This window comes from Paenibacillus chibensis (assembly GCF_004001045.1).
Classification (GTDB): Bacteria; Bacillota; Bacilli; order Paenibacillales; family Paenibacillaceae; genus Paenibacillus_AQ; species Paenibacillus_AQ chibensis.
In genome coordinates this window covers 25,373-51,423 of sequence record NZ_BIMK01000034.1, presented here as the reverse complement: position 1 = coordinate 51,423, position 26,051 = coordinate 25,373, and the positions used below count along the sequence as shown (strand labels likewise).

Genomic DNA, 26,051 nt, shown 5'->3' with positions numbered 1-26,051 from the left:
TGTAAATAATAATAAGAGTACTTCTTGGGGAAGAGTTCAAGATTTTTGGAGACACCATATGGATCGCGGAGTTACTTATTATTATATAGGGGCAAATCAGAGTTGGAATGAGAGTAATTTAAAATTGTTACGTCAATCTGCTGAATTAGGCGATGTCGTACATTTAGATTCGAATCAGGGATCCGGATTTCATCACTCCATGATCGTTACGAAAATACAGAATGGCGAAATTTATTTCACGTATCATAGTGGACCAAATAATAAGGACGTGGTCAATATAGCTTTAAGTAACGTGAATTCCGGTAATGATGATCTATGGCTTGGTAAATTCTAAGAGTTACAAATGGCATGAGTATCTATATTTTATATAAACAAGCCCCTTTAGTTTAACTAGAGGGGCTTTACTTAGCTCTATAGCTGTATTAGTATTTTTTCCGTTAGTACAATTAAATTTATTTTCTTATTCCCGTTCTGAAAGGTATACTTCGAGCCCAATCTATCTATTTCCGCCCATCCGCGTCTCTCTATTTCTTTACGGTAATAGTCTGGTAGTCCGTTTTCTTCTTTAACGTCTTTTAGGGTGTACTCTTCCGAGTTTTCCTTTTTCTCCTGAAGTTCAGCTGTTTTCGGAACTGGAAAGTTTTGATTTAGGCTTGAATTATTAAAATGTTCATCTTTGGTGGAACAACCAATAACACATAAAATAAAAACCAGAAAATATAATAATACTCCTGCTTTTTTCATTTTCCACCCTCCTCACAAATAATTATATCCGATGTCCTCAATGAACAGCAAAAAAGCAGCGATTACCGATTCACTTTAGCATCCAGTTTAGCATGGTCAACGGTTCATACACTCCTTTCAAAAACAACTACTACGCCACACCAAAAAAAGCCCGCCGGGCAAATGCCCGGCAGGCTTAATACAATAATTCCTATCCCAAATCCGCCCGATCCACAAACTCCACCTGCGGCGAATCGCAGCCGTACAGCTCAAAAACAACAATCTCATTGCTGCCTTGACGCAGCAGCGGACCCGGCACGTACAGCGTCTTCTGCGGTCCGATGCTCCAGTACCGCCCAAGATTGAAGCCGTTCACGAAAACGACGCCTTTCGTCCAGCCCTCCAGGCGGATGAAGGTATCCGTCGCCTCTTCAGCATCGAAACTCCCACGGTAAAAGGCCGGTCCATTCGGCTCGCCGCCCGGGGCAAACTTCAGCCCCGACAGGTCGCTCAGCGGCAGCGGATGCGTCGTCCACTCAGACAGGAACTGTCTGCCGAAGCGGACGCCTTCGGTGATGCCTTTGCGGTCTTTCATGTATGGGCCGTAGTTGACGCGGCCCATGTTCTCCACGAGCAGGGTCAGTTCGAGGCCTTCCGGCGGAACCGCGAACTTGATCTGCTGGCCGGGCTCGGCTCGATCCAGCGTTCCCGCAAGCTCCCCGTTCAGGAAGACGAGCGCGCGGTCGCGCACATACTGAATGAACAGCTCATCCTCCGGTCTCGGGCCGGAGATGAAGGTCCGGTACTGGATGAAGCCGTAGTCCTGCCCCAGCTTTTCCATCGGTTCCGGGTACGAGGTATGAATGGCCGTTGATATGTTGTCCAGGTTGGCCGACAAGGCAGCCTGCTCCGTCAAAGCTACGGTACCATAGGCACGCGTCGGAATCGGTGCCGGCAGATCGGCCGGTTCGACCGGAACATATTTGGAGATGACTTTCCGCACGGCATAATACTTGTCCGTCGGCTCGCCGGTTTCGCTCAGCAGCGCGTCGTAATCGTAGCTGGTCACGGTCGGCTCATAGCTGTCCGCGGTATGTCCGTTGGCGCCGTTCCAGAAGCCGAAGTTCGTTCCGCCATGGAACATGTAGAAGTTCACGGAAGCGCCCAGGCGCAGCATGTCGTCCAGCACCGCGGCCGCGTCCTCGGCCGGACGGGTGTGATGCTCCTCGCGCCAGTGGTCGAACCACCCGTTCCAGTATTCCATGCACATAATGGGCGCGTCCGGCTGATACTCGCGCAGCTTGTCGAAGGCTTCCTCTGCGCGTGAACCGAAGTTCACTGTCGCCAGCACGCCGTCGACCATTCCGCCCTGCAGCATGGCGTCTTCCGGACCATCGGAGGTGAACAGCAGCACGTCCATGCCGCGCTTGATCATCGCGTCTTTGAGATAGTTCAGGTAAGCCTTGTCGTTGCCGTAGCTTCCGTACTCATTCTCGATCTGCAGGGCGATGATCGGCCCGCCCTGCGTGCAGAGCAGCGGCTTCAGCTTCGGCAGCAGCACATCATAATAATCGTCCACATGGTCCAGGAACGGCTGATGGAAGCAGCGCAGACGCATATCCGAATCCGCCAGCAGCCATGCCGGCAGGCCGCCGAATTCCCATTCGGCGCAAATATATGGAGATGGCCGTACGATCACGTGCAGACCGAGTTGTCCGGCCAGCGTAACGAAGCGCTCCAGATCGGCGATGCCTTCGAAGTTGAACTGCCCCTTGATGGGCTCATGTATGTTCCAAGGCACATACGTCTCCACGGTATTTAGCCCGAGAGCTTTCAGCTTCCGCAGCCGATCTTCCCAGTACTCCGGCACGACGCGGAAATAATGCAGCGCCCCCGATAAAATTTGGATCGGCTGGTCATCCAGAATGAATGAAGAGCCCGAATAATGAAATGTTGGCATGATGTCCTCCCGCTTGTTTATTTCACTTTCTCATGGCTGTACCGCTGTCCGAACTCTTTCAGGCGGATCACTTCGCCCGAAACGCGGGACTCCTCCGCCGCGAACGCCATCAGATGGCTTTGCACCGAATGCGCCGCCGACGTGAGCCCCTCGGCTTTGCCGTCCGCACGGACGAGTCTCAGGAAATCCTTGACGAGCCCCATGTCGCCGCCGCCGTGTCCGACATGGCCGCCCATATCGGAGAAGCTGATGCGCTCGACCTTGCCGCTGCCGAAGTGGATGATTTCGATTTCGTTCTTTTCCATCGCGCCACGGATCTCGCCCGTCGTTCCCATAAGCTTGATCGTCCGGCTCACGTCCCGTGTGAATGCGCTCATCGTGAACGCGACCGTCACTTCGTTCGCGAATTCCAGATTGACGACCTGATGGTCGACCACGTCGTTGTCGCAATGATACACGCAGCGGCCGTACGGCCCTTCTTGCAGCGCCTTCACGCGGGCATCGTAGCTCATGTCGTCGCTGATCGCCGACGTCGGCCAATTCGTGTCCTCGGTCAAATACACGTCCGGCGCGTAATAGAGGCAGGAATCCGCGACCGGGCAGCCGTCGAGGCAGCGCAGCGGCGCGCCTTCCGGGGCCTCGGACGCTTTGAAATGGGTCAGGTCCCCGAAGGAGGACACCTTGACGCAGTCCGCGCCGGCCAGCCAGGACAGAATGTCCAGGTCATGGCAGGACTTGGCGAGGATCATCGGGCTGGACTCGTCCTTACGGCGCCAGTTGCCGCGCACGAAGCTGTGGGCCTGATGCCAGTACCCGACGTTTTCGTTGTGCTGGATCGAGATAAGCCTGCCGATCTTCCCGTCCTCCAGCAGGCTTTTCAGCGTCTGGAAGAACGGGGTGTACCGCAGCACGTGGCAGATGGAGAACACCAGCCCCGCCTCCGCCGCCAACTCGCCCATTCTGATGCATTCCTCGGGATCTGGGGACATCGGCTTTTCCAGCAGCACGTGGTATCCCGCTTCAAGCGCCTTCATCGTCGGCTCGTAATGCTGCGTGTCCTGCGTGCAGATCAGGACGGCGTCGGCCATTTTCGGAGCCTTAAAAAAGTCGTCCCAATGCTCGAAGCACATCTCATCCGCCAGATGATGTTTTGCCTGAAAGCTCTCCCGCCGCTCCCGCACCGGTTCAGCCACGGCCACCACTTCCAGCTCGTGCGGATGCGAGACCGCATATTCCAAATAGTTGATTCCGCGCAGTCCTGCGCCGATTAAGGCTACCTTTACTTTCTTCATCCGAAATTGCACTCCCTTACGAAGATGTTACAAGCTGCTATTCCTTGACGCTTCCGACCGTCATGCCTTTCACGAAATACTTCTGCAGGAACGGATACACGATCATGATCGGCAGCGCCCCCATGAAGATTTGCGCCGTCTGCAGCGTCTTCTCGCTCAAATTCTCCATCGCCTTGATCTGCTCGAGCGAAAGGGACTGCATCTGGGCATTGATCGACATGATGAGCGTGGACAGATAGGTCTGGAGCGGATATTTATCCGGCGAGTTCAGGTACAGGATACCGTCGAACCACGAGTTCCAGTGGCCTACAATCGTAAACAATCCGATCGTAGCGATGGAAGGCAGCGAAACAGGCAAATAAATCTGCCATAGAACCCGCCACTGTCCGGCACCGTCAATCGTCGCGGCCTCATCCAGCTCCCGCGGAATCGACCGGAAAAAGTTCAGCATCAGCACCATGTTCCACACACTCAGCGCCCCGGGCAGGATGAGCGCCCAAATTGAATCGATCAGCCCTGTATTTTTGACGATGATATACGTCGGAATCAGACCGCCGCCAAAAAACATCGTGACGGCAAAAAACCAGACATACACCGTTCTGAATTTAAATTGATCCACCGATTTCGCTAACGGAAAGGCGGTTATGAAGCATAAAAACATATTCACGGCCGTTCCCAGCACCACCCGCTCAACGGAAACGCCAAGGGACCGGAAGAATTCAACCTTCTCCCCAAGGTAACGGTAAGCATCGAAGTTGAAGCCCACCGGCCACAGCTTGACCTCGCCGGCCATCGCTGCCGTATTCGAGCTGAGGGAAACGGACAGCAAATGAATGAAAGGGATGATTCCGAGCAAGGTAATGGCGGTAAGCACCAGCGTGTTGATTACCACGAAAATCTTTCTGCTAAGCGTTGATCTAATCATGTCTGTTGCCTCCTGCCTAAAAGATCCGGTAATTGTTGAATTTGTAAGCCGCATAATAGGTCACGGACACGAGCACGAGCGAGATCACCGATTTGAACAGTCCCACGGCGGCCGCAGGCCCGAATTGCTGGCTGAACATGCCGAGCCTGTATACGAACGTATCGATGATGTCGGCTCCTTCGTATACGGTCGGGTTATACATGATCAGGATTTGCTCGAATCCGGCATTCAAAATACCGCCAAGGCTCAGCACGCCAAGCACAATGATGATCGGAGCGATCCCCGGGAGCGTGATATGAAGCATTTGCTTCCATCTGCCTGCGCCATCCACTTCAGCCGCTTCATAAAGCGTCGCATTGATGCCCGTAATGGCAGCCAGGATGATGATCATGTTATAGCCCATGCCTTTCCAGATATCGGAGCCGATGATGATACCGCGGAACCACTGATTATCCAGCATGAACATAATCGGTTTCAGTCCCATCGATGCAATTAATCCGTTGACGGGACCGCTCAAGGAGAACAATTCGATAATTACCCCGCCAAGCACCGTCCAGGACAGAAAGAACGGTAGGAAAACGGCGGATTGAATAAAGCGCGAGAACCAGCGTTTGGTCACCTCGTTGAGCAATAAAGCCAGGATCAAAGGCACCAGCAAAGCGAGTACCATTTTAATTACGGCAATCACCACAGTGTTCCATAACACTTGCTTAAAATCAGGCATATTAAACACATACGTGAAATTATCAAACCCGACGAACTTCGAGTGGAAAAAACCGGATAGCGGCTCAAACTGCTGAAAAGCCATAACTAAGCCGGCCATGGGGCCGTACGCATAAATCAGCGTCACAATAACCCCGGGAATCAGCATGAGGTGAAATATATATTCTTTTTTTAGTGTTCTCACAGATGAACCTCCCCGCCTAATCTTAAACGGGAGGAAGCGCCGGCATCTTCAGGCTCCTCCTCCCGTTTCATCACTTCAATCGATTGCTGCAGCAACCCACAAGCCGGATTTTATTTCTCGGCCTGTTTGCTGTACCAGTCGTTCACCTCTTGCGTCACTTGATCGCCGCCAAGGGATTTCCAGCTCTGCACGAACTTGTCGAACTCGTCCAGCGATGCGCCCATAATGATTTTGGTGAAAGATTCCTGCATCAGCTTATCCAGCTGAGCGCCTTTTTCAACTTGCGTTTCGGTCGGAAGTCCGTAGAACTCGTTGTTTACATAAGCTCCAGCTTCCTTGATCTTACGTGTCGTACCCCAACCGCCGTCTTTCGCCGCACGGCTGAAATAGAGTCCCCAGTTGACGCCTTTGCTTCCCGTTTGCGTATTTCCGGAGAAATAATCGTTTCTTGCTTGGAACACTTTTTCGACATCTTTGAAGTTTTCGTCATCCAGCGTAATTTCCGTTTGTTTTGCATCAAGCGCCTTGTTGACTTCGGTATAGATCGTATCGATCGAGGCCGGATTGTAAATCCGCGGATTGAACCAGTTGTATACAAAGCCGTCTTTCGCCTCGGTCTTGCCTTGGTATTTCTTCTTGCCCACTTCGATGTAGTAATTCAGCATCTTAATGGCTGCTTCCGGATGCTTCATGCTCTTGTTCACTGCAAAAGCTTTTCCGCTGCGGATTTTAGGCACAAGCGATTTGCCCGGGCCGTCCAAGCCAGGAATCTGAATGGCGATCCAGTCCGCCTTCGGATCCTTATCGACACTGTTGTTCAGAGGGAAGTTCGGATACCACCATTCGCCATACACAATCCCCACTTTACCTGCCACAATGTCCTCAACCGTCTTGGTGTCATCTTTCAGCGCAAATTCCTTATCGAGGATGCCGTCCTTATACCAGGATTGCAATTTGCCCAGCGCCGTCTTCACTTCCGGCTGAATCAGGCCGGGAATCAGCTTGCCGCCGCTATCTTTAATCCATGCCGTCTGGTTGTTGCCGTCGGATGGATAAGCACCAAAGCCATTAAAGAAGCCTCTAAGATCATAACCCCAGAAGAACAGGTTTTTCTGCAGGGCGACGCCGTAGGTGTCGTTTTTGCCGTTTTGGTTCGGATCGTTTTTGGTGAAGGCTTCTGCGACCTTGTCCAGCTCATCCATCGTTTTTGGCGGCTGCAGCTTCAAGTTATCCAGCCAGTCCTTGCGGAGCCAGAGCAGCTGCGTGGACAGAAACGGGTCCTCGAAGGCCGGCATCGCCAGCTGCTTCCCATCGTCGGAGTAGGTCTTCATCGCGAAGCCGCCGTCGGATTCCATGTACTTTTTCAGCTCAGGCGATGCGTAATCGTTGTATGCCTTCGTCAAATCGGCGAGCATGCCCTGCTTTTTCAGCTTTTCGAAGTTTTTCGGATCGAGCTCCATGATGTCCGGCAGGTCGGCCGAGGCCATCGCTAGCGAGAACTTTTGCTCGAATTGGCTGGACGGCACCGTCCATTTGTATTTGACTTCAATGTTCAGCATGTCTTTCAAATCTTTGAGGTACGCGTTTTGCTCCGGCGTGATGCCCTTCGGCGTCCGCGGGTCCTCCGGCGGATTGTAGCCGAGCACCTCCGTGACGGTCACCGTGTCGGCATATTTGCCGAGCGGCTCCGGCGTCGCGTCGCTGGTTTTGTTCTCTTCCTTGGAAGAGGTCTGGGATGAAGATCCGGCCGAATCCTTCGTTTGGCTCGAGCAGGCGGATAATACGGATAACGTCATCGTGGCAACCAAAATCATTTTCCATGGCTTGATCCATTTCATGATGAATGCTTTCCCCCTTTATGTGCTGGCGCTTGTGTTACCTTGTCTGTGCTCGGCTCAATTGATCCATACAAAGTACAAGGTGACCGCTACGGTTACGGATCATTCTTCCGATCACTGTTGCCTCCAAATTTTTTTGAACTATTTCTAATCGTATAATTTCGGAGACAAAGGCGACCGCTACGCTTCTTCAGAACGATTCCGTCCCCTTCGCTACTTGCGCTTTGCAAATCACTTTTTATAAAGTAGAGCCGTGCCTTCATTATAGGTTTCGAAGGAAAACGCTATCAATTTTGAGTTTTTTACATTGCTATCACTTTGTTTACCATCTGTTACTTTCCCCTTATTCCCTCCCGCCAGGTGGGCGTTGCGGTAATCCTGAGGCGCCATTCCCATTTTTTTCTTGAAAAAGGTCGTGAAATATGAGTGCGAATCAAAGCCCACCCGCGCCGCGATTTCATTCAGCTTCAGGCTCGTATGCCGCATCAGCTGGACCGCGCCTTCAAGCTTTTTATTCTGGATATAGTCCTGCAGGTTCTGTCCGGTCATTTGCTTGTAATAGCGCGACAGGTAGGACGGGTTGAAATGCACTTCCTCCGCAATCGCCGTCAAGGAGACATCCCCGGACAAATGCGTCTCGATATAGCCGTGAATCTGGTCGATCACCAGCTGCTTCAGATCCTCCTGCTTCATGCGCCCTGGCTCGTACAGCGCCTCCTCGTGGATGCTCGCCTTTTCGATGTCTACAATGACCATATCCTGGCCCATGGCGGCCCGGCCCTGCAGCATCCGCTGCAGCGACCCGTACTGGCTTCCCGCGGTTTCCCAGCGGCCGGCAAGATTGCCGGAGATGCCAAAGGAGACGGATGCGCCCAGCAGCTGCTCGCACTCGTTCTGCACCAGCTCCAGAATGCCCTTCATGTACACCGTGATCCCGTGCCAGTGAAGCCGCTGCGTGCCTTCCCCGTCCTGAAAGCGTTCAAGCAGCTCCGCGCCGGGCTGCAGCAGCCAGAGCTGCATGCCGTCCTCCATGACCGCGTGCTCGCTGGCGAAGGTGGGTGGCAGGTCATTATTGAAAATGCGCTGGGTCGCCTCATTCGTTCCTTTGGCTGACGTTTCCTCCATGCGGTCGATTTTGGCCGCCACGAAAAATGCCGGACGCTCCGAGTCGATGCCAAACGACAGCTCCTCATAACGGGCATCGGACAGCACCCCTTGGATCGGCTCGCCACCCAGCACGCGCTGCATCAGCTCGTTTCTCAGGACGGATTCCGCAATCTGAAAATGCAGCTTCGCCTTCTCCTCGCGGATTCTGCGCCGGTTCTCCTCGTCCAGCTTGTCCGCCGCCTTCTTCACCGCTTCGAAAATCGGATCGATGCCCTCCGTTTTCAATATGTAGTTGTCCGCGCTCTTGCGCAGCGCTTCATGCACGTATTCGAATTCACTGTATCCGGTCAGAAAAATGATCCGGCAATGCGGCCAATAGTAGGTAATTTCGTCCACCAGCTGCAGCCCGCTTTTATGCGGCATGCGGATGTCGCTGACCAGAATGTCGAGCTTCATCCTTTTGGCCGTCTCCAGCGCTTCCTTGGCGGAATATGCCTTGCATACGTCAAGCGCAAGCTCCGTATTTTCCTGAAAAAGCTGAACCAGGCCGTTCACGATCACCGGCTCGTCGTCTACGATTAACAGTCGATACATGGTTACGCCTCCTCTTTGTCATCAAGCATAATGATCAGATCCACTCTTAAGCCGCCGTAAGCGCTTTTGGATACGAATAATCCGCTGTCCGGCCCGTATTTCAGCTGCAAACGGTTGTTCACGTTCACGAGACCCGTGTTCTCGATCAGCTTCGAATCCATCGCCAGCTTCTCGCGCAGCCGCTCGATCACGTCATCCTGCGCCAAATTCCCGTTGTCCTCCACGGTCACCCGCAGCCTTCCGCCTTGGTATTCGGTGCCGATATAGATCATGCCTTCCATCATGCCGTCTTCGAACGCATGCTCGAACACGTTCTCGACGATAGGCTGGATGATAAGCCGCGGCACGGTCAGGGAAGGCGGAACGTCGGCCATAGCCTCGTATTCGACCGCGATGCGGTTCGAGAACCGGATGCACTGGATGTCGCAGTAGTCGAGCGCATGGCGGTATTCCTTGTAAAACGGCACCTCGTCCGCCCCGCTCCGCGTAATATACTGGTAATAGCTTCCCAGCTTCTGCGAGAGCTCGGCCGCGCTGTCGGCGTCGCCGACCTTGCACATCATGTAGATGTTGAAAAAGCTGTTATACAAAAAATGCGGGTTGATCTGCGACTGCAGCTGCTTGAGCTGGGAATGCTGCAGGGCTATTTTTTGTTCGTAATTTTCCTCGATCGAATTTTTGAGCTTATAAGCCATATTGTTGAAGCTGTTAAACACGTAATGGAATTCATCCTTCGTCTTGGAATCGATGACAATGTTCAAATTATCGGTTTCAATCATGTGGAACGCCTTGACCAGCTTCGACAGCGGCCGGTGGATCATCAGGTTGACCGAAAAAGAATACAGCACCATCACGATGACCGCTATAATAAACAGCGTATAGAACCAGGTAATAAAATGGCTCAGGGGACGCGTGATTTCATTCTGGTTTACGTACATCAGCAGGGACAGATGCAGCGAGCTGACCTGGTTCGGGATGATAAAATAGCTCACGCCGTTCAGCTTGCGGATTTCGGACGCGCCCGCGTCCTGCACGGCGGGCTCCGACGTCAGGCCGAGCATCCGGTTCGACTCCTTCATGTCCTTCGCCGTCGTCAATACCGTGCCGAGCTCCTTGCTGCCGAGCAGCACCTCGGACTGCGGGTAGAGTGCGGCGATTTCCTGCAACGCCTCAAGCAGCTTGGGCCTGGAAATTTCGATAAAGGACCAGATGCCGCCGTTATTTTCCGTTTCGATCAGGAAGATTCGGCTGCCGCTCCGGTAGAACGAGGGCTTCGGCTTCTCCGCCATCAGGGACGAGATCAGCTGCATCTCCGCGTTGGGCGTATTCGTGACGCCGGTATCGGTGGACAGGGTCTTGCCGACCGCCTCGACGTACACGCCGGCGCTCACCACGTAATCGCTGGATACAGTAAGGGTCGACAGCCTGTCCCGGACTTGGTCGATCAGCTGGACCTCCTCATAGTTCTCAAGCATGCCTCCACGGAAACCGAGCTTCTGAAGGTCTTTGTCGTTCAGCAGCTGGAGCTGCAAATTGCGGATGAAATACATTTCCTTGTCGAGCTGTTTGGAATAAAAAGATGCGCCTGCCAATGAGGAATTCAGGATGGCATGCTTGGTGATGGACATTCCCTTGTAATTCAGCCAGATGTTCATCGATAGGAGAGGAAGCATAAACAAGATGAACACGATCACGATTTTTTGGTATACGTACCATTTGGATGACTTGCCTACCGCCTGCAGCTTCATGTCTTACCCCCGTTAGTCGTTCATGTCCGCTACTCTAGTTGAATTGAAAATGTTTCTTTTATTTAAGTATAGTAATTAACAAAAAAAGAACCATCCCTATGGAAGATTCCTTTTTGCATATTTCATGAAACAGGGAAGGAACGCCACTAGCATGTCCCTCCCGTGCTCCATGTCTGTCCTTGGCCGTGCTAATGCTTGTCGTACATTTCAAGCTCGTTGATCGCGAAATTGCCCCACTTCAGATTGGCTGCCTGGATTTTGAGACGGAATTTCGTCGCGGTCGTCCGGTTGAAATCCACGGTCTGCGCTTCGTTCGTCTGATCCCCGTACTTCCAGGTCCACTGAATGCCCTGCTTAAGCGGTACCCAGGCCGTGCCGTTATAGTATTCCAGGTCCAGCTTGGTGACGCCCTGGCCCGTTCCGAATCTCGTCACGACCTTGATCTGGCTGGCCGTCACCGGTTTCGTCCCGAAGTCGAGCGTAATGTCGTTGGGGAACGTCACGCCTTGGGCCACGCTGGACCACGCTTTATCGTAGGAACCGTCGGTCAGGCCCTTAATGGAGCTGCCGGACAGGGTTGCCACGGAAGCCGTAGCGGTCGCGAGCGGCGCCAGGTTCCCCGGGTCCGGGCCGGGCGGCTTCGGCATTGGCGTGATCGGAGCCGGCGTATAGGTGATCGGCGTTTTGCCGGTGGCCGGCGGCACCGTTCCCTGGTACTCGAACGCGCCAATATCCGGATCCCCGTTGTACAGCGGGTTGCCGAAGTAGTCGCGGCCGCCGTTGTCCGCAATCGGAACGCCCGCGCCGATGAGCGGAGAGTCGCTCTGCAGCTGGTAGCCGTTCACCGTGTTCATGCCGGTGCCGCCGCTGCCGGGGCTAACCAGCTTCGGACTCGCGGTCACCTTGTGTGCGTCCGAGCTGACAAGCGTTTTGCCGCCGTAATAGGCGTTATAGTCGAAGGTCTGCCCCGTCAGGGTCCAGCCCTTATCTCCCACGCTGTAGTAGACGTTGTTGTAGTTTTTGATGTTTTTCGGGCTGCCCGACGATTTCGTGAAGTAATCGCTCATGACCGGGTTGCCGGAGGCTGCGCCGACGTAGACCGTATTGTTGTAATTGAGCACCGTGTCGATCGATCCGCTGTAGCGGAAGATGCGGGCTTTGTCGTTCTGGCTAATGTTATAGCGCACGATCGTGTTGATCGTGTTGTAGGTATCGTTGACGTACAGCATAAACCCGCCGGCGTTGTCGTGGCTGTAGTTGTACTGCACGAGCGAACCGAGGTTGCCTGCATCGACGTCGAAGCCGGTGCCATCCTCGGAGCCGTTCTTGGCCGCGAACGATTCGTTGTACTGCACTACGTTGTTGTCGGCGTATGCCCACCAGATCGACGCGTTGGTCGCCAGGTATGTCGCCTCCTGCACCGTGTTATGCTCGACGACCGCGCCGTCCGTGACGTTCCAGGCGATGCCGCCGGTCGCAGCGCGGACGACGGTGTTGTTCGAAATTTTCACTTGGGTAGAAGGCGTCCATGGCCCGTAAGGCTTCGGTACCCATTCCCATAGATCGCCCATGCCGTAGCGCACGATACAGTTCGAGCTGATATAGATGCCATACGCGTCCACGTCGGTCAGCGTATTGCCGTCAATTAGCACGTCGTGAAAAGCGCTCGGCACCCAGGAGCCCACGGAATCGAAAATAATTCCGCCCGAGCGCGTCGTATACACGCCGTCCACGTCATGGATGTTCAGATTTTTGATGTAAATATGATTCAGAATGCCGCTTTCCTCGTTCAGGATGTAGACCCCGCGGCGTTCCCCGCGCGCACCCTTCCAATCCCGGGAGAACGGCTCCGGAGACGGGTTCGTTACTTCCAGATTGTTGATCTCCCAATACTGCTGGTTTTTCAAAAAGACCGTCTGCAGCTCGCTCGTCACGCCGGCGATCAGCGGCTTGCCGCCGGAGCCGTACTTGTCGATGACGATCGGACTGCCGTCCGCGCCCGAGCCCTTCGGCCACAGCTGTCCCTGCCAGGAGCCCCCGGCCTTGAACAAAATATGGTCGCCCGGCGCGAACGTCGTCGCGTTGATCTTGTCCAGGCTTTTCCACGCCTTATCCGGATTCGTGCCCGCGTTGCTGTCATTGCCCGCGGCGTTGTCGACGTAGTAGGTCGTCCCCGGCGCCCCGTCCGCCTTGACCGCAGAATCGGCGCCGATCCATCCCGTGACGAGCAGCATGGCCGTCAGCACGCTGAATGCTTTTCTGGCTGTCCTTTTTAACATGAGCTTGTATCCTCCCTCAATTCATGTTTGGCAAATGCGGAAAATTAGCTCCCGCTTCGCCTTATGTAATGCCTCACAGACTGGAAGTGAAGCGTTTACAAAATTGTCGGGTAACGCTTAAGTCTAATTCTGGACGTTCCATGCTTCATACAGAGATTCGTCTACCTTGATCTCGGCTGCGGCCAGCTTCTGACGAATCCGCTCCTCGTACTGCCAGTCGATGGTATCCTGCTCCACCTGATCCTTCATATCCTCGTACTTGCTGAATGCCGATCCCGGTTCGACTTTCTCCGTACACTTCAGCAGATACAGGCTCCCGTTCTCCTCGACGATGCCGCTCGTCTCCCCGGCTTTCATCCGGGCAGCCGTCTGTGCCACCGGGCTCCGCGCGTTTTGCCGGTCGTTCGCGAGGTTAAAGCTCAGCTCCTGCGCGGCACCCCTGTCCGCATATATGCGGGCGATCTCCTCAAACGTCGCGCCCTGCTTCAGCTTCGCTTCCGCTTCCCGCAGCCGGGCTGCAGCCTTCTTCTTCTGCGCAGGGTCTACCTCTTGATCCGCATTCAAAAAAGATGCCGACAAGCTGAGCACCCGGGCCGAGCCCGGCGTCTGGTACAGCTCCCGCTTATGCTGCTCATAAAAAGCCTTCAGCGTCTGCTCCTCCGCATGGCTGCGCAGATCCGCGAGCATCCCCCGCTTCACCGCCGTGGTCGCGTTCGTCATCACATATTCGAAATAGGTATCCTCGTTATACTGGATAGGCCCGTAAATGACCTCATGATTGGCGGCGGCCTTCGCGCGCCGGGCATTTTCCTGCTCCAGCCCGCGCAAAAAGCCCGAATAGCTGATATCCCCAAGCACGCCCTCGTCCGCCGCAATCCGCTGCCGGATTTTCGTGCGGACGGCATCGTCCAGCGCTTTCTGCTTCAGGACCGCGAGCGGCACTTCGCCCCCGAAGGAGCTCTTCCAGAAGCCGGACGTCTGCGCCGCGCCGTATTTTTCGTGAAAATAGCTCAGTACGCCGGACATATTCCGCCGCGCTGCCTTTTCGAACTCCGGCATAGCGATCGGCATGCCGTCCACCGTGGCGATGGCTTCGCTGCTGCCAGTGACCGTATCCTCCGGCATCCGCTTCTCTTTGGCCAGCACCGCCGAAGCGCATACGGACAGCACTAAACAGCCGGCGACGGCCCATACATACTTCATCCGTGAACGTCCCGACTTTGTCATACCAGCGCATCGCCTCCTGAAGGGGGAACTTGAACGTACCCGGTTTGTTGTTCAAATTGTAGTTCCATGCCGGAGGCGGCGCAATTTTAAATTGTTGACATGTGGTTTAGATTTTTTTACTTGTTGGGGGCTGAAGAGCGATGCAAAGAGCGTTTTTCGCAGCTTTTCACATATTGGGACGGCGTGAGGGAAGTGATTTTTTTAAATATTCTTGCGAAATAATTGGCATCATTAAACCCCAGCATAAAGGCAATTTCCGTAACGCTGTGCTTCCCCCGGATTAAATAGGATTTGGCGTTTTCGACCCTCATCCTATGGATATACTCAATCACGTTCATGCCGGTCTCCTCCTTAAACTTTCTGGAAAGATGGGTGGAATTCACATGGATGGCATCGGCAGTTTCCTGCAAGGTCAAGGGATGATCCAGATAGAACTGGATGTAATTCACCGCCTTTTTCACGATGGAGCTGTAATTCCGGGTCGAATAGGTATGCGTCAATTCGCAATACTCATTCACGATCTGGATCATCATCGTGTTGCTTTGCTGAAGGGAGGACACCCTTTCGATCAACACCGAGAATTTTCCCGATATATGATGAATGAACACGGGATGAACGCCTCCTTTTTCGGCAGCGATTCTGCACAACGTATTCAAAACCAGCAAGCTGTTCTTGACGGCACGAATCGGCTGGCCCGGAAATCGGTTCAAAAATAACTGAAGGGGGTTCTGTTCCCTATGGATCATCCGGATCGCTTTCTTGTCCCCCTTCGCGATGAGATCGATCATCATCTTCTCGCCTTCGTATCTCTCTTCGATGATCTGGTTGCTTTCAGCCAGAATTTCGGTTGTATCCTCCAAGGGAAGAGGCTTGGGCTGCAGCGCGATCTCATGTGCCTGGATCGGTTCTACGCGAGACAGGCGAATGAGCAAATCGCCAAGGGCATCCTTTTCCACGCCGGAAATCACGGGAAGCGATTCGTAAAATGTCCATAAAGGCGTCCGTTGACCGAGCGGAAGCTGCTGAAGAGCCATGCTCGAGCTCAGGACATCCATGGACGGAATGCCCGACAATAGAGGTCCTACGACCACCGATCCGCAAAATTCCTCCCTATCCCAGATGCCTGCCGCCACGTACCCGAGATCATACGCATTCACATAATGTATGAACCGATTCGGCGGATGATTTTCAAGACTGCTGTTGATGACGGAGAAATCCTCATGGAGATGCTGCAGCACGGCCGGAATTTCATGATGGACCTGCTGAACGAGCATCGCCCCGTTTGGATCGGTGATCCGCACATCCATCTTCGTAAGCGTATGGATCATGAAGCCGATTTTTTGGAAGTGGTCATGAAAAGCCTCAAGCATCCGATTCATAGCGGTCTCCCCCTTCTCGATTCAAAATGAATCAAAAATGTGCTATTAAAGCAAAAATCGTGCGATATCCAAGACCTTAGAACTACTATAATTCAATAAAAGCGCTTTCACAAATGCTTTTTCGAGCATTGCAAGCGCGATATCAACCAAGGGGGTCTTGCTGTGCGAAAAATATCGAATCTGAACCAAGGCTGGAAATTTATAAAGGATGATGACGAAGCGGCCATTCAAGCCGCCTTTGAGAACGGGAACGGTGAATCCGTCGATCTTCCCCATACTTGGAATGCGATCGACGGAGCGAACGGCTTCGAATATTTCAAAGGGGCCTGCTGGTACCGCAAAGAGTTCACCATTTCGTCCCGCGAGCAAGGCAATGCCATTTTCATCGAGTTTCACGGGTCGAACAGCATTACGGATGTGTACGTGAACACCGTCCATGTCGGGCAGCATAAAGGCGGGTACTCCATCTTCCGCTTTGATATTACGGACGCGGTCGAATTCGGCAAAACCAATCTATTGGCAGTGAAGGTCGATAACGCGCTCTATGACGATGTGTATCCCCAAATGGCCGACTTTACGTTCTATGGCGGGATCTATCGGGATGTCAATCTGGTAATCGCGAATCCGGTCCATTTCGATTTACTCGATTACGGCTCCCAAGGCGTGTATGTCGTCCAGGACGACGTCACGAATGAACGTGCCAGCTTGAGCGTCAAAACCAAAATTACGAATGATCGGGACGAAGAAAAGAAAGTCAGACTTTGGGTGGATCTGCTCGATCCACGCGGAGAATCCGTTGCTTATGCGGCGCAGGAAGTCTTCCTCGCAGCCGGAGAAACGAAGGAAGTGGTTGTCCCTGCCGTCATCGAGCATCCGGTACTATGGAACGGCCGCAAACATGCCTATCTTTATCAAGCCAAGGTGTCCATCACCAGCTTTAACGATACGATCGACGAGGTTTCGATTCCGTTCGGCGTACGATATTTCAAGGTCGATCCCGAGCAAGGCTTCTTCTTGAACGGCGAGCATCTTCCCTTGCACGGGGTTTCCCGGCACCAGGACCGCAAAGACATGGGCTGGGCCATTACGAAACGGGAGCATCAAGAAGATATGGAGCTGATCAAAGAAGTCGGCGCCACTTCGATTCGCCTGGCCCACTATCAGCATGATCAATATTTCTACGATCTGTGCGACCAGGAAGGCATGGTGATCTGGGCGGAGATTCCGTTCATTTCGGTTATGTCGAAGACCGAGCTCGAAGGCGTCAACGCCAAGCAGCAGATGATCGAGCTCATCCGTCAGAACTTCAATCATCCGTCGATCATGTTCTGGGGCGTACAGAACGAAATCCAAATCGGCGGCGACCGGCCGGAAGTCCGGCGATTGGTCCAACAATTGCATGAGCTGACGAAAAAGGAAGATCCGACCCGTCTCACGACGATGGCGAATGTCAGCTTCGTCGAAATGGACGATGCGTACAACTACATCACCGATGTGGTCGGTTATAACCATTACTTCGGCTGGTACGGCGGGAAACCGGAGGATTTCGAAAGCTGGCTGGACCGTTATCACGAGCTGAATCCGAACGCGAAGCTTGGCATCTCGGAATACGGCGTCGAGGGAATCCTGCAATATCACAGCAGCGATCCGAAGGTGAAGGATTATACGGAAGAATACCATGCGCTCTTGCATGAAAAGGTTTGGAATATTTTCGCGAAACGCCCGTACCTCTGGGGCACTTATGTGTGGAACATGTTCGACTTCGGCGCCAACATCCGTGATGAAGGCGGCGTGAAGGGGAGAAACAACAAGGGCTTGGTCACGTATGACCGCAAAATCAAAAAAGACGCCTTCTATCTGTACAAAGCCCATTGGTCTGACCGCAAATTCGTCCATATTGCCGGCAAACGGTTCATTGACCGGCCGGATGCCGACATGAACGTCAAAATTTACTCGAACTGCGACGAAGTGACCCTGTATGTGAACGGCAAGGAAGTGGCCGCGAAAACGGGCGATCATCATATCTTCATGTTCGAGAATGTCCGCTTGCAGGACGGCTGGAACGAGATTAAGGCGGTTTCGCAGCAGGACGGGGAAATCCATGTGGATGTCGCCAGATGGAGTAAAAGCGATGAGCCCAACCTCAGCTATACGGCTCCGGAAAGTAAAGGCGGCGTCGTATCCAACTGGTTTAAAGTGCCGGAGGATGCCCATGACGACATTCAAATGGAGGAGCTCGAGATCACGCCGGACGTCTATTCGACCCGCGATACGATCGGCGCGCTGATGGATAACGAGCAAGCGAATGCGGTTCTGAAGAGGTTCATGGGCGACTTAAGCGAGAATCCGATGTTCGACATGTTGAAATCGCTCAAGATCGATATGCTCGCTTCCCTGTCGGATGATCTCTCAGACCAATTCCTATACCGGCTAAATAAAGAATTAACCCAAATTAAGAAGTGAAATAAAGAAGGAGAGTGCAAGTATGCCCAATACGGCTCTAAGAAGCGATGCGCCCCCCTCGGTCGGCCAAGACCGTCCGTTCGGGTGGCGAGATAAATTCGGTTATTTGTTCGGCGATTTGGGAAACGACTTCTTCTTTATTCTCACCAGCTCTTTCTTAATGGTATTCTACACAGACGTGTTCCATATCAGCGCGGCGACGGTCGGCATCTTGTTCCTGATCGCCCGTTTGTGGGATGCATTCGCCGATATGGCCTGGGGGCGGTTCATCGATACGCGAAAGGCGGCCATCCATGGGAAGTTCAGGCCGTGGATTCTAAGAATGTCCCTGCCGCTTGTCGTATCGGGCGTGCTCATGTTTATATCCATTCCGGGCATGTCTAACGGGTTCTATCTCGCATGGGCATTCGTGACGTATATCGCTTGGGGAACCTTATACAGCACGGTGAATATCCCTTACGGTTCCATGGCATCGGTCATTACCAATGACCCGGTCGAGCGTACGACGTTATCCACCTGGAGAACGATGGGCGCCATGTTAGCGGGCTTGGTCATCGGCGTGATTGGACCGATAATCGTATTCGTGGATAATAAAATTTCCGCCGATCGCATGTTCATGGCCGCGATGGTCTTCGGCGTGCTGGCATTATGCTGCTATCTGGCATGCTATAAGCTGTCACAGGAACGGGTCGTCGCACCCGAAATCACGAAGGAAAAAGTGAATTTGGGCAGCACGGTAAGAGGCTTGGTCAAAAATAAACCTTTGATTTCCATTCTGGCTGCCTCGCTCATCATGCTCGTTTGTACGATGCTCTCCAGTACGGTAAACACCTATTTGTTCAAAGATTATTTTGGAAATACATGGTCGGTTTAGTCCAGATCGCGGCTACGTTCCTGGCCATTCCGTTCGCGAAGCCGCTGGTTGCCCGGTTCGGGAAGAAGGAAATTGCGTCGATGGGCATGCTGATCGCATCCCTCTCGTATTTCATCATCTTTCTCCTCCCCGAGCCTACGGTGACGCAGTACATCATGATGTCCGGCATCGGGATGTTCGGAATGGGCTTCATGAGCATCGTTTCGTGGGCGTTCGTGACCGATGTAATCGATTATCATGAATTCTTGACCGAATTGCGCGAAGACGCGACCGTGTACGCGCTTTATTCCATGGCAAGGAAAGTCGGCCAGGCCATTGCAGGAGGCATCGGCGGGTTCGCCATCGCAGCCGTCGGGTATAACGCAGCTATCGAGAAACAGACACAGGAGACGCTGCACGGAATCTTCTCTCTGGGGACTTTAGTACCTGCGATGATCTATTTGGTGGTATTCCTCATTCTTGTGTTCTTGTATCCGCTGAACAAGCGGCGCACGAATCAGTTGGCTTCCGACTTGTCGGCTAGGAGAAACAGGCAATAGAGCCATTTTACATCCTGTCATCCCGAATCCCGAATTTCCCTGCCCGAACCAAGGAGCATGGAACATTGCGTGGCGGCCTCTGTGCTCTACTTAAGTTAAAGGCGTTTCGTCGTAAAAAAAGAGAATGTCCCCTGCGGGACATTCTCTTGTGTATCTATGATTTCGATGATGCTGTTATCTCTGCTCGAGTAACCCGCTGCATGATCGCTTCAATCCGCTTTTTCCAACAATGTCTCCGTTGTGAGCGTAAAGCCCTCGATGACGGCATCCTCGTCAACCTCGATCATAATGCAGCGTTTGCCTTGAAAGCTCACCTGTTTAATATACCTTAAGTCTTGCGGGCTGATCGTAATCGTGGCCACCTTGGTATCGATCTTGATCGATTTGGACGTGAATTTCGGGATCACGCTGCTTGCCTTCAGTTCATAGTTCTTATCGTCTACGACGGTCTCGAACGCCCGTTCCACGGCTTCCTTGGTGACATGATCTACGCCGCTTGCGGTCAGCACGCGCTCCACATCGGTATAATCCAGCTTCGCGGGTTCTTCCTCATCCTGATGCGATTCAATCACGTGATGAATCTCCTCGTACACGTGCGCGATCGTGGCGGAATCCAGCTGTTCACCTGCCACTTCCTTCACGATGTCTTCAAAGATCCCCCGCTCTTCCATGGCCGTCACGGACCGCTCTGCATTCAACACCTCGGAGATGAACCGCTCATTCGGATCATTCGATTTCCCCGTACAATAGAGAACCCGGTTCACGTCTGAATAATTGTCCGTCACGCTGGGATAGAAGAACCCTTGCTCCGGTGTGCTGAGCTTGATGATCGGATCCACGATGAGATTGTACTTGAACTCTTTCTCCACATAGTCGAACAAGAGCGCCTTCCGCTGCTTCTCCGTAGAATTCACGCTGCACAGAACGAACGGATGCCCGAATACTTCATCGTTCCCGGTCTCCTCGGCTTCATCGTTTCTCGCCTTGGTCGGCCGGTAGTATTGCCCGCGTACGAACGTAATGACCGTATCCCGTTCATACATCGTGTCCGCCATCATTTTGTCCACGAGCAGCAGCATCAAATCCTGCCACTCCTCCGCATCCCCCGTCTGCATCGCTTGGTGAAGCAGCACCTTCGAAGGGTCTTTCTGATCCTCCGCTTCCTCCTGGAACTTAAGCTCGAACAGCTTATGATCCAATTCGCCGGTCAGCAGCTTTTTGAAATTGCCCATGTACAGCTCTTGCTTCTCCCGGTCTACGAGCTCAAACGGGCTCCGCTCCCAGTGATAGATTTCGTTCGTTTCCTTCATAATGTACACGTTCAGAATATCGTAAATATGCATCAAATGATTATCCAGCTTAAACTGCTTACGGATGTGCGCGACTTCTTTCTTGTTCATGGTTCGTCAGACAACTCCTAGAAAGTAAATTGGCTTTATAAGTATAAACGATATAAAAAACCATCGCTAGATAAATTGAACTTAACAAAGTTACGTTTTACAGGCGCTACGATGACGAGTGTCCTTACGACCGCTGTTGTCACCAAAACGCTTGAAACTGGTGTCCAATGAGGCATAAGGCTAGGCTTCCGATGCAGCTTTCCTTTGGAAAGCTTTCAGGCGGACGCTCCGCTTCTTCAGAATCACTCGTCCTCTCGGCTGAGTAACGGTAAATTCTTAAGTTCATCTTATATAGAAGGGTTTCATATTCTCAACATGTACTGCGCCGCAGTTCATAAAAAAACTGCACAACCGGATGCTTTAACTGCATCTTCGCGGACATGTTTAAAATTCGTTTTTTTCCGGTTCGTCTGTCCACCAAAGCCAGGATGTTCAATAAAATATCATCGCTCTCGATGCTTTCTTCTATAGAAGTAGACAAAAACTTAGTGGCTGTCGCGACAAAATTGGATTTGCTTAATGAAGCTTGTGCCGTCAAAAGCTCCTTGGCATATTCCGATATTTTTCTGTTTCTTGCAATAACCTTAAGACGATCCTCCGGAACAGTCCCCTTGGTATTCTTTCTGACCTCTTCCATTTCCTCATCGCTGACCGGAATTTGAATATCCGGATCATTCTTAATTTCCAGCTCCGCCCCATACCACCGAATCGGACTCGTTCGATCATTCATCCGGAGTACGTCCTTTTTATCTACCGAAATATAACAAAGCCCTGCTTTATCCGGTAAATAGCGATAACCCGTTGCACGGTATTCAACCCTTCCAATGAGCGCAGGACAAAGAAAGCTCTCCAGCTGCTGCTTCAATTTACTCCAGGACATGGTTCCTCCTATATTCTCAAACCCAGCTTATCCGTATGTACGGTGTCAGGCTATCTTTTATTAAAAAATAATATCGCGGTGAATTGCGCCTCTGTTCAGTATGAATAACCTCCCGCTAAAAAACAACCCGTAACGCCTGTACGTTCATTCTCCTTCGTTTCGACGTCACACTTCTTTCCGTACGAACCGGAATGAATCATTCATTGAGGTCCCTCGTTCCTGAAAAAATGAAACAACCTTAGCCCGGTTGAGTACCGGACTAAGGTTGCCTAGGTCCTTTTATAATGACGCATCAACAGAATAATCAAGAGGCATGGGCATATGCACATGCCCAGTTCGCAGGAAATTTTTATCCCAGCACTAACTCAAAACGAGCGAAAATATCCTCTTCATACCACATGGTGAAATTCGTTCCCCATGTGGTGTTCAATAGGGTAAACGTAAATTTATGGTTGTCTGGGTGGTATTTATTGTTATAGCTTAGATTGTTATGGGTTCCGATTCCCAACAGAGGGGTATCCATAGGTTTAATATTGATTTTTTTATCGCTGCCATCGTAAATTAACTCTTCAATCATGTGCTGCAGCTTATTTCCATGGCCCACCACTTCAAAAGGTGAAATCACGGTATCGATTTTACGAATCTTCGTTAAGTACGGCGAATTCAGACGTGGCGTCATGTCAAAAGAATACATTTCAGGATAACGAATGGCATCTTTATCCTGTAATAAAAGTGCAATTTCTACTTTATCTCCAAATAGATATTTAACCTTTACAACTCTTGGAGCACCATACTCCTCCACCGCTCTTTGGCTATATTTTAACGTTGCAATCATCGAATCATTCGCCTTAACTAATTTCACAACATGTGGTGTGAAATGTTCATTCAATTGAATGCGTTTTTGAATTTCCATTCCTGGCTTTAAGAAGTCAATGGCCCACCAATTATGCTGTAAATCACGCAAATAGTTGTAACGCAGGTTATCATAGTCATCTTGTCCGGCAATGGTATAGCTCAGAACCCCGAGTTTGTTGTCCTGATCAAAGTATAGGATTCCATCCTTTTCCAAGTGGTTGATGGAACCATCGCTAGCAAACATCACTAGATACCCGTTTATCGAAATCAATTCTTCCAAACCACATTCAATCCCTTGGTTTTCAAAGATATGATAGGGAACTTCGATCCGTTCTTTAATGTGATGCTGATCTTCAGGCTCCAAACAGGCGATTGCACGATCAACGTTCTTGCGTTGTTCCTTCCATGAAGACTCATAAAATCTGTACGAACGATCCGTCCACTCATTATACGTGAATTGCATTTCGCCAACCGTTGCATCTTTAACAATGCCATAAGCGTAGGTTAAATCCGCATCGGTAATTTGGTCTAAACTGCGCGCTCGCTGGAAGTCTTTCTTTTCATAGTTCATATAGTCGCTGAAATAGCGTTTGATATCCATTCCCCAAGTATGCTCTGGAACTAACATCGCATAAAAATTAGCATCCTCATTTTCTATTTTGTTATCAGTCATGTACTTCGTTAAAATCCGGTAATCACGAATGATTTTCGGATCAGACATCATACCGTGAATCCATGTGTCCCCAATCTCCTCTGTAATAACAGGCAACTGGTCACGAACTTCCCAAATTTCATTTGCAAAGTTATCCATTGAAGTCATTTCAAGCTCATAGTCCGGATACTCTTTCGCCATTTTTGACAAATACGCGTTAATTTTCTCTCTTGTTCCTGGACCGCTATTATCATGCGTATGCATAAACGCCAGCATGTTATCCATGCAATCCACTCCGATGACGCCGCCATAGTCGTTTGAATAAGAGACAACGATCTCACTTTCGCCATGCTTCCATAGAAATGTATCTGGGACTTCCGGAACGGGGCTCGAGCCATTTACGCCAATGTGCAGGAATTTAATTCCTTGACGATATAACTCATCAACAATCCCAATCGTATGTCCTGGAACGTCCGTCATCTTTGCGCTTGTTGTTTGGCATCCATAACGAGCATCTAGCTTTTTGGAGATGGAAATGATGTAATGTAAAGTTTGAGGTGTCATCGTTTCCGATTCAAACGTACACGGGATGGCATGCCAGCGAATGTAACCTTTTTTGATGGCGTCGTCCAGCTTTTTACAAGCTTCTTCATCCATCGTTTTGAAATAATATTCGATAAGAAAGCTGCCTGTTGTCCAAACAAAGTCTTTGCCCTCTTTTCGTAAGTCTTCAGCTAAAGTGATTGCGTTATGAATGTACTCATGGCAATACTTGTGCAATACATTTTCCGCCAAATCGGTAAAACCAATATCAAGATGCGTTTTGTTTACCACATAGATTTTTTTCATTTCTATCATCACGCCTTCCTTAGTCATCATACGTCGTGAAAATCTACTAACGAGAAAATGAATTTTAATCGTGTTATCTGATATGATAAACGCCCAAACGATATCATTCTTTGAACGAAAGGGACAACATTTTGTATGGTGTGGACATGCTTGCAATATCAGGAAGCCATGGCTCTAAAAAAGGAACAGCTGCCGGCCCACGGCATTCTGCTCCCTTATTTTGAATGATCGTGTCCCATTCGCTTAATGGATCTCATTTATAGCCTCCATGCCACCTGCAACTTATTCCATTAATTTCCCCTGACTTCATATTTGTTCGGAATTAATTCATACAAGGCATGAACATCACAACCGATGGAATCGGCGATCGATATGGCAATTTTGAGCGGCATCACTCTTTTGTTTTCCATAAAGTCGTAAACTCGTTCCGGTTTAAAAAGCAAGTCTTCTGCCAGCCATTCCGCTGACTTTCCGGATTCCATCAATCGTTCATTCAGCAAGCAACGTCCAAGTTCAAATTTCAAGAAGCGCTGACCTCCCGCATAAGAAAATGTTTATTTAACCTTAAGCGTTGTCCATTGCCAGCATGAGTATACTTTATAAGGGAGGCCTTGACGATAAAGTTCCACATGCTTCTGCCCAGCCCAATTTATCGGGGGTTTCCATGGCGCGCTATCGTTCCTCGTCAGCTTCACGGCTCATATAATAAACGGAACTCATCTTCGAGAATAGCCATCGTGACCATATCATGAAACTTTCCATCTACATATAATGCGTCCCGCTGTAACCCTTCTCGTTTAAAACCAATTTTCTCGTATACATGGATCGCTCGCGGGTTAAATGTATATACGCCCAAATGAATTCGATGCAGCTTTAATGTGTTAAATCCATAACGAAGCATTTGAATCATAGCTTCCGTACCATAGCCTTTACCGCGATGCTGTGTTCCTTGAATGCCGATACGGATATTTGCACTCCGGTTCATTGAATCGATTTCATTTAGCACTACCTCGCCAAGCAGCTCGTTTGTTCTTTTCAATACAATCATAAAATCAACACGATCATTATTTATGACACTGATTTTTCTAATCCAATCGGCAATTACATCACGGGTGAATTCAATTTGTGACCCCGTTAACCGCTTCATCTCAGGATCATGTAAGAAAGAAAAGTAATCATTCAGGTCGGATTCCTGAGCAAATCTCAAGAGAATATCGCGACTCTCGATTTGAATCTCATTCAATTGACCCTTCCTGTCGATTGTCATAAGGGAATCCCTCCAAGAAATGAATATAATCCGCATCCAGAAAATAACAGATGGCGACGGATCGTATGAGTAACGACGGTGGTATTGCCTAAACCAAGGGGCTGCACTTGAAGTTCCGTTCATCAACACAACGAGCCCTTGCTTCTAACGAATCATTCTCACCTATAAGATTTGTGCATCTTCCAACTCAGATAATATTCGAGAAACGATCGAATGATCCTGCCCGTTAGTCGAGTAAAGGCAGCCGACCAAAAAGCCGTTTCCCTGCCCCTTGGCAATGTCAAAAAAAAAAA

Annotated in this window: 18 protein-coding genes and 1 pseudogene; 3 read left to right on the top strand and 16 right to left on the bottom strand. The window is 51.0% G+C overall.

What is annotated here, in order from left to right; genetic code table 11:
- Positions 1 to 334, top strand: a 334-nt coding sequence (locus PCH05_RS21860; protein WP_127605878.1) for an amidase domain-containing protein, incomplete at its 5' end; no start/stop codon positions are given.
- A gap of 77 nt (positions 335 to 411) precedes the next feature.
- Here the strand turns inward: PCH05_RS21860 and PCH05_RS21855 are convergent.
- The 11 genes from PCH05_RS21855 to PCH05_RS21805 all read right to left on the bottom strand — a co-directional run bounded on the left by PCH05_RS21855 (position 412) and on the right by PCH05_RS21805 (position 15,979).
- Positions 412 to 744: a hypothetical protein gene (locus PCH05_RS21855; RefSeq protein WP_127605876.1), complete on the bottom strand. Its 333-nt coding sequence runs from the start codon at positions 742 to 744 to the stop codon at positions 412 to 414.
- A gap of 190 nt (positions 745 to 934) precedes the next feature.
- Positions 935 to 2,683, bottom strand: coding sequence for a glycoside hydrolase family 35 protein (locus tag PCH05_RS21850; RefSeq protein WP_127605874.1), 1,749 nt, complete (start codon positions 2,681 to 2,683; stop codon positions 935 to 937).
- Positions 2,684 to 2,700: 17 nt separating this feature from the next.
- Positions 2,701 to 3,975: a Gfo/Idh/MocA family protein gene (locus PCH05_RS21845; protein WP_127605872.1), complete on the bottom strand. Its 1,275-nt coding sequence runs from the start codon at positions 3,973 to 3,975 to the stop codon at positions 2,701 to 2,703.
- Between the two features lie 37 nt (positions 3,976 to 4,012).
- A complete protein-coding gene (locus PCH05_RS21840; RefSeq protein ID WP_127605870.1) occupies positions 4,013 to 4,900 on the bottom strand; it encodes a carbohydrate ABC transporter permease in 888 nt (295 codons plus the stop codon).
- A 16-nt stretch (positions 4,901 to 4,916) separates the two neighbouring features.
- The gene (locus PCH05_RS21835; protein WP_127605868.1) at positions 4,917 to 5,807 is read right to left on the bottom strand and encodes an ABC transporter permease; all 891 of its coding nucleotides are present in this window, start codon (positions 5,805 to 5,807) and stop codon (positions 4,917 to 4,919) included.
- Between the two features lie 110 nt (positions 5,808 to 5,917).
- Positions 5,918 to 7,645 (bottom strand): extracellular solute-binding protein, encoded by a 1,728-nt coding sequence (locus tag PCH05_RS21830; RefSeq protein WP_127605866.1) that lies wholly within the window; start codon positions 7,643 to 7,645, stop codon positions 5,918 to 5,920.
- A 231-nt stretch (positions 7,646 to 7,876) separates the two neighbouring features.
- Positions 7,877 to 9,346, bottom strand: a complete 1,470-nt coding sequence (locus tag PCH05_RS21825) for a response regulator transcription factor (RefSeq protein ID WP_127605864.1) — start codon at positions 9,344 to 9,346, stop codon at positions 7,877 to 7,879.
- A gap of 2 nt (positions 9,347 to 9,348) precedes the next feature.
- Positions 9,349 to 11,094 carry a histidine kinase gene (locus tag PCH05_RS21820; RefSeq protein WP_127605862.1) on the bottom strand — a complete coding sequence of 582 codons (1,746 nt, stop codon included), beginning with the start codon at positions 11,092 to 11,094 and terminating at the stop codon, positions 9,349 to 9,351.
- Positions 11,095 to 11,282: 188 nt separating this feature from the next.
- Positions 11,283 to 13,373: a hypothetical protein gene (locus tag PCH05_RS21815; RefSeq protein ID WP_246049858.1), complete on the bottom strand. Its 2,091-nt coding sequence runs from the start codon at positions 13,371 to 13,373 to the stop codon at positions 11,283 to 11,285.
- Positions 13,374 to 13,496: 123 nt separating this feature from the next.
- Complete coding sequence (locus tag PCH05_RS21810; RefSeq protein WP_127605860.1) at positions 13,497 to 14,600, bottom strand: peptidylprolyl isomerase; 1,104 nt, start codon at positions 14,598 to 14,600, stop codon at positions 13,497 to 13,499.
- 116 nt (positions 14,601 to 14,716) lie between these two features.
- On the bottom strand, positions 14,717 to 15,979 hold the full coding sequence (locus PCH05_RS21805) for a helix-turn-helix domain-containing protein (RefSeq protein ID WP_127605858.1): 1,263 nt from the start codon (positions 15,977 to 15,979) through the stop codon (positions 14,717 to 14,719).
- A gap of 162 nt (positions 15,980 to 16,141) precedes the next feature.
- Between PCH05_RS21805 and PCH05_RS21800 the strand changes: the two genes are divergently transcribed.
- Both PCH05_RS21800 and PCH05_RS21795 read left to right on the top strand, forming a co-directional pair.
- Positions 16,142 to 18,442 (top strand): glycoside hydrolase family 2 protein, encoded by a 2,301-nt coding sequence (locus PCH05_RS21800; RefSeq protein ID WP_127605856.1) that lies wholly within the window; start codon positions 16,142 to 16,144, stop codon positions 18,440 to 18,442.
- Between the two features lie 22 nt (positions 18,443 to 18,464).
- Positions 18,465 to 19,855, top strand: a pseudogene (locus tag PCH05_RS21795) (MFS transporter).
- Between the two features lie 209 nt (positions 19,856 to 20,064).
- Here the strand turns inward: PCH05_RS21795 and PCH05_RS21790 are convergent.
- The 5 genes from PCH05_RS21790 to PCH05_RS21770 form a co-directional block, all read right to left on the bottom strand.
- Positions 20,065 to 21,255 carry a DUF4317 domain-containing protein gene (locus PCH05_RS21790; protein ID WP_127605854.1) on the bottom strand — a complete coding sequence of 397 codons (1,191 nt, stop codon included), beginning with the start codon at positions 21,253 to 21,255 and terminating at the stop codon, positions 20,065 to 20,067.
- A 310-nt stretch (positions 21,256 to 21,565) separates the two neighbouring features.
- Entirely contained in the window at positions 21,566 to 22,135 is a 570-nt protein-coding gene (locus PCH05_RS21785) for an SF0329 family protein (RefSeq protein ID WP_127605852.1), read from the bottom strand.
- 349 nt (positions 22,136 to 22,484) lie between these two features.
- On the bottom strand, positions 22,485 to 24,500 hold the full coding sequence (locus tag PCH05_RS21780) for a DUF5054 domain-containing protein (protein ID WP_164766754.1): 2,016 nt from the start codon (positions 24,498 to 24,500) through the stop codon (positions 22,485 to 22,487).
- A gap of 281 nt (positions 24,501 to 24,781) precedes the next feature.
- On the bottom strand, positions 24,782 to 25,015 hold the full coding sequence (locus tag PCH05_RS21775; RefSeq protein ID WP_127605848.1) for an XRE family transcriptional regulator: 234 nt from the start codon (positions 25,013 to 25,015) through the stop codon (positions 24,782 to 24,784).
- 167 nt (positions 25,016 to 25,182) lie between these two features.
- Positions 25,183 to 25,758 (bottom strand): GNAT family N-acetyltransferase, encoded by a 576-nt coding sequence (locus PCH05_RS21770; protein WP_127605846.1) that lies wholly within the window; start codon positions 25,756 to 25,758, stop codon positions 25,183 to 25,185.
- Positions 25,759 to 26,051 lie beyond the last annotated feature (293 nt).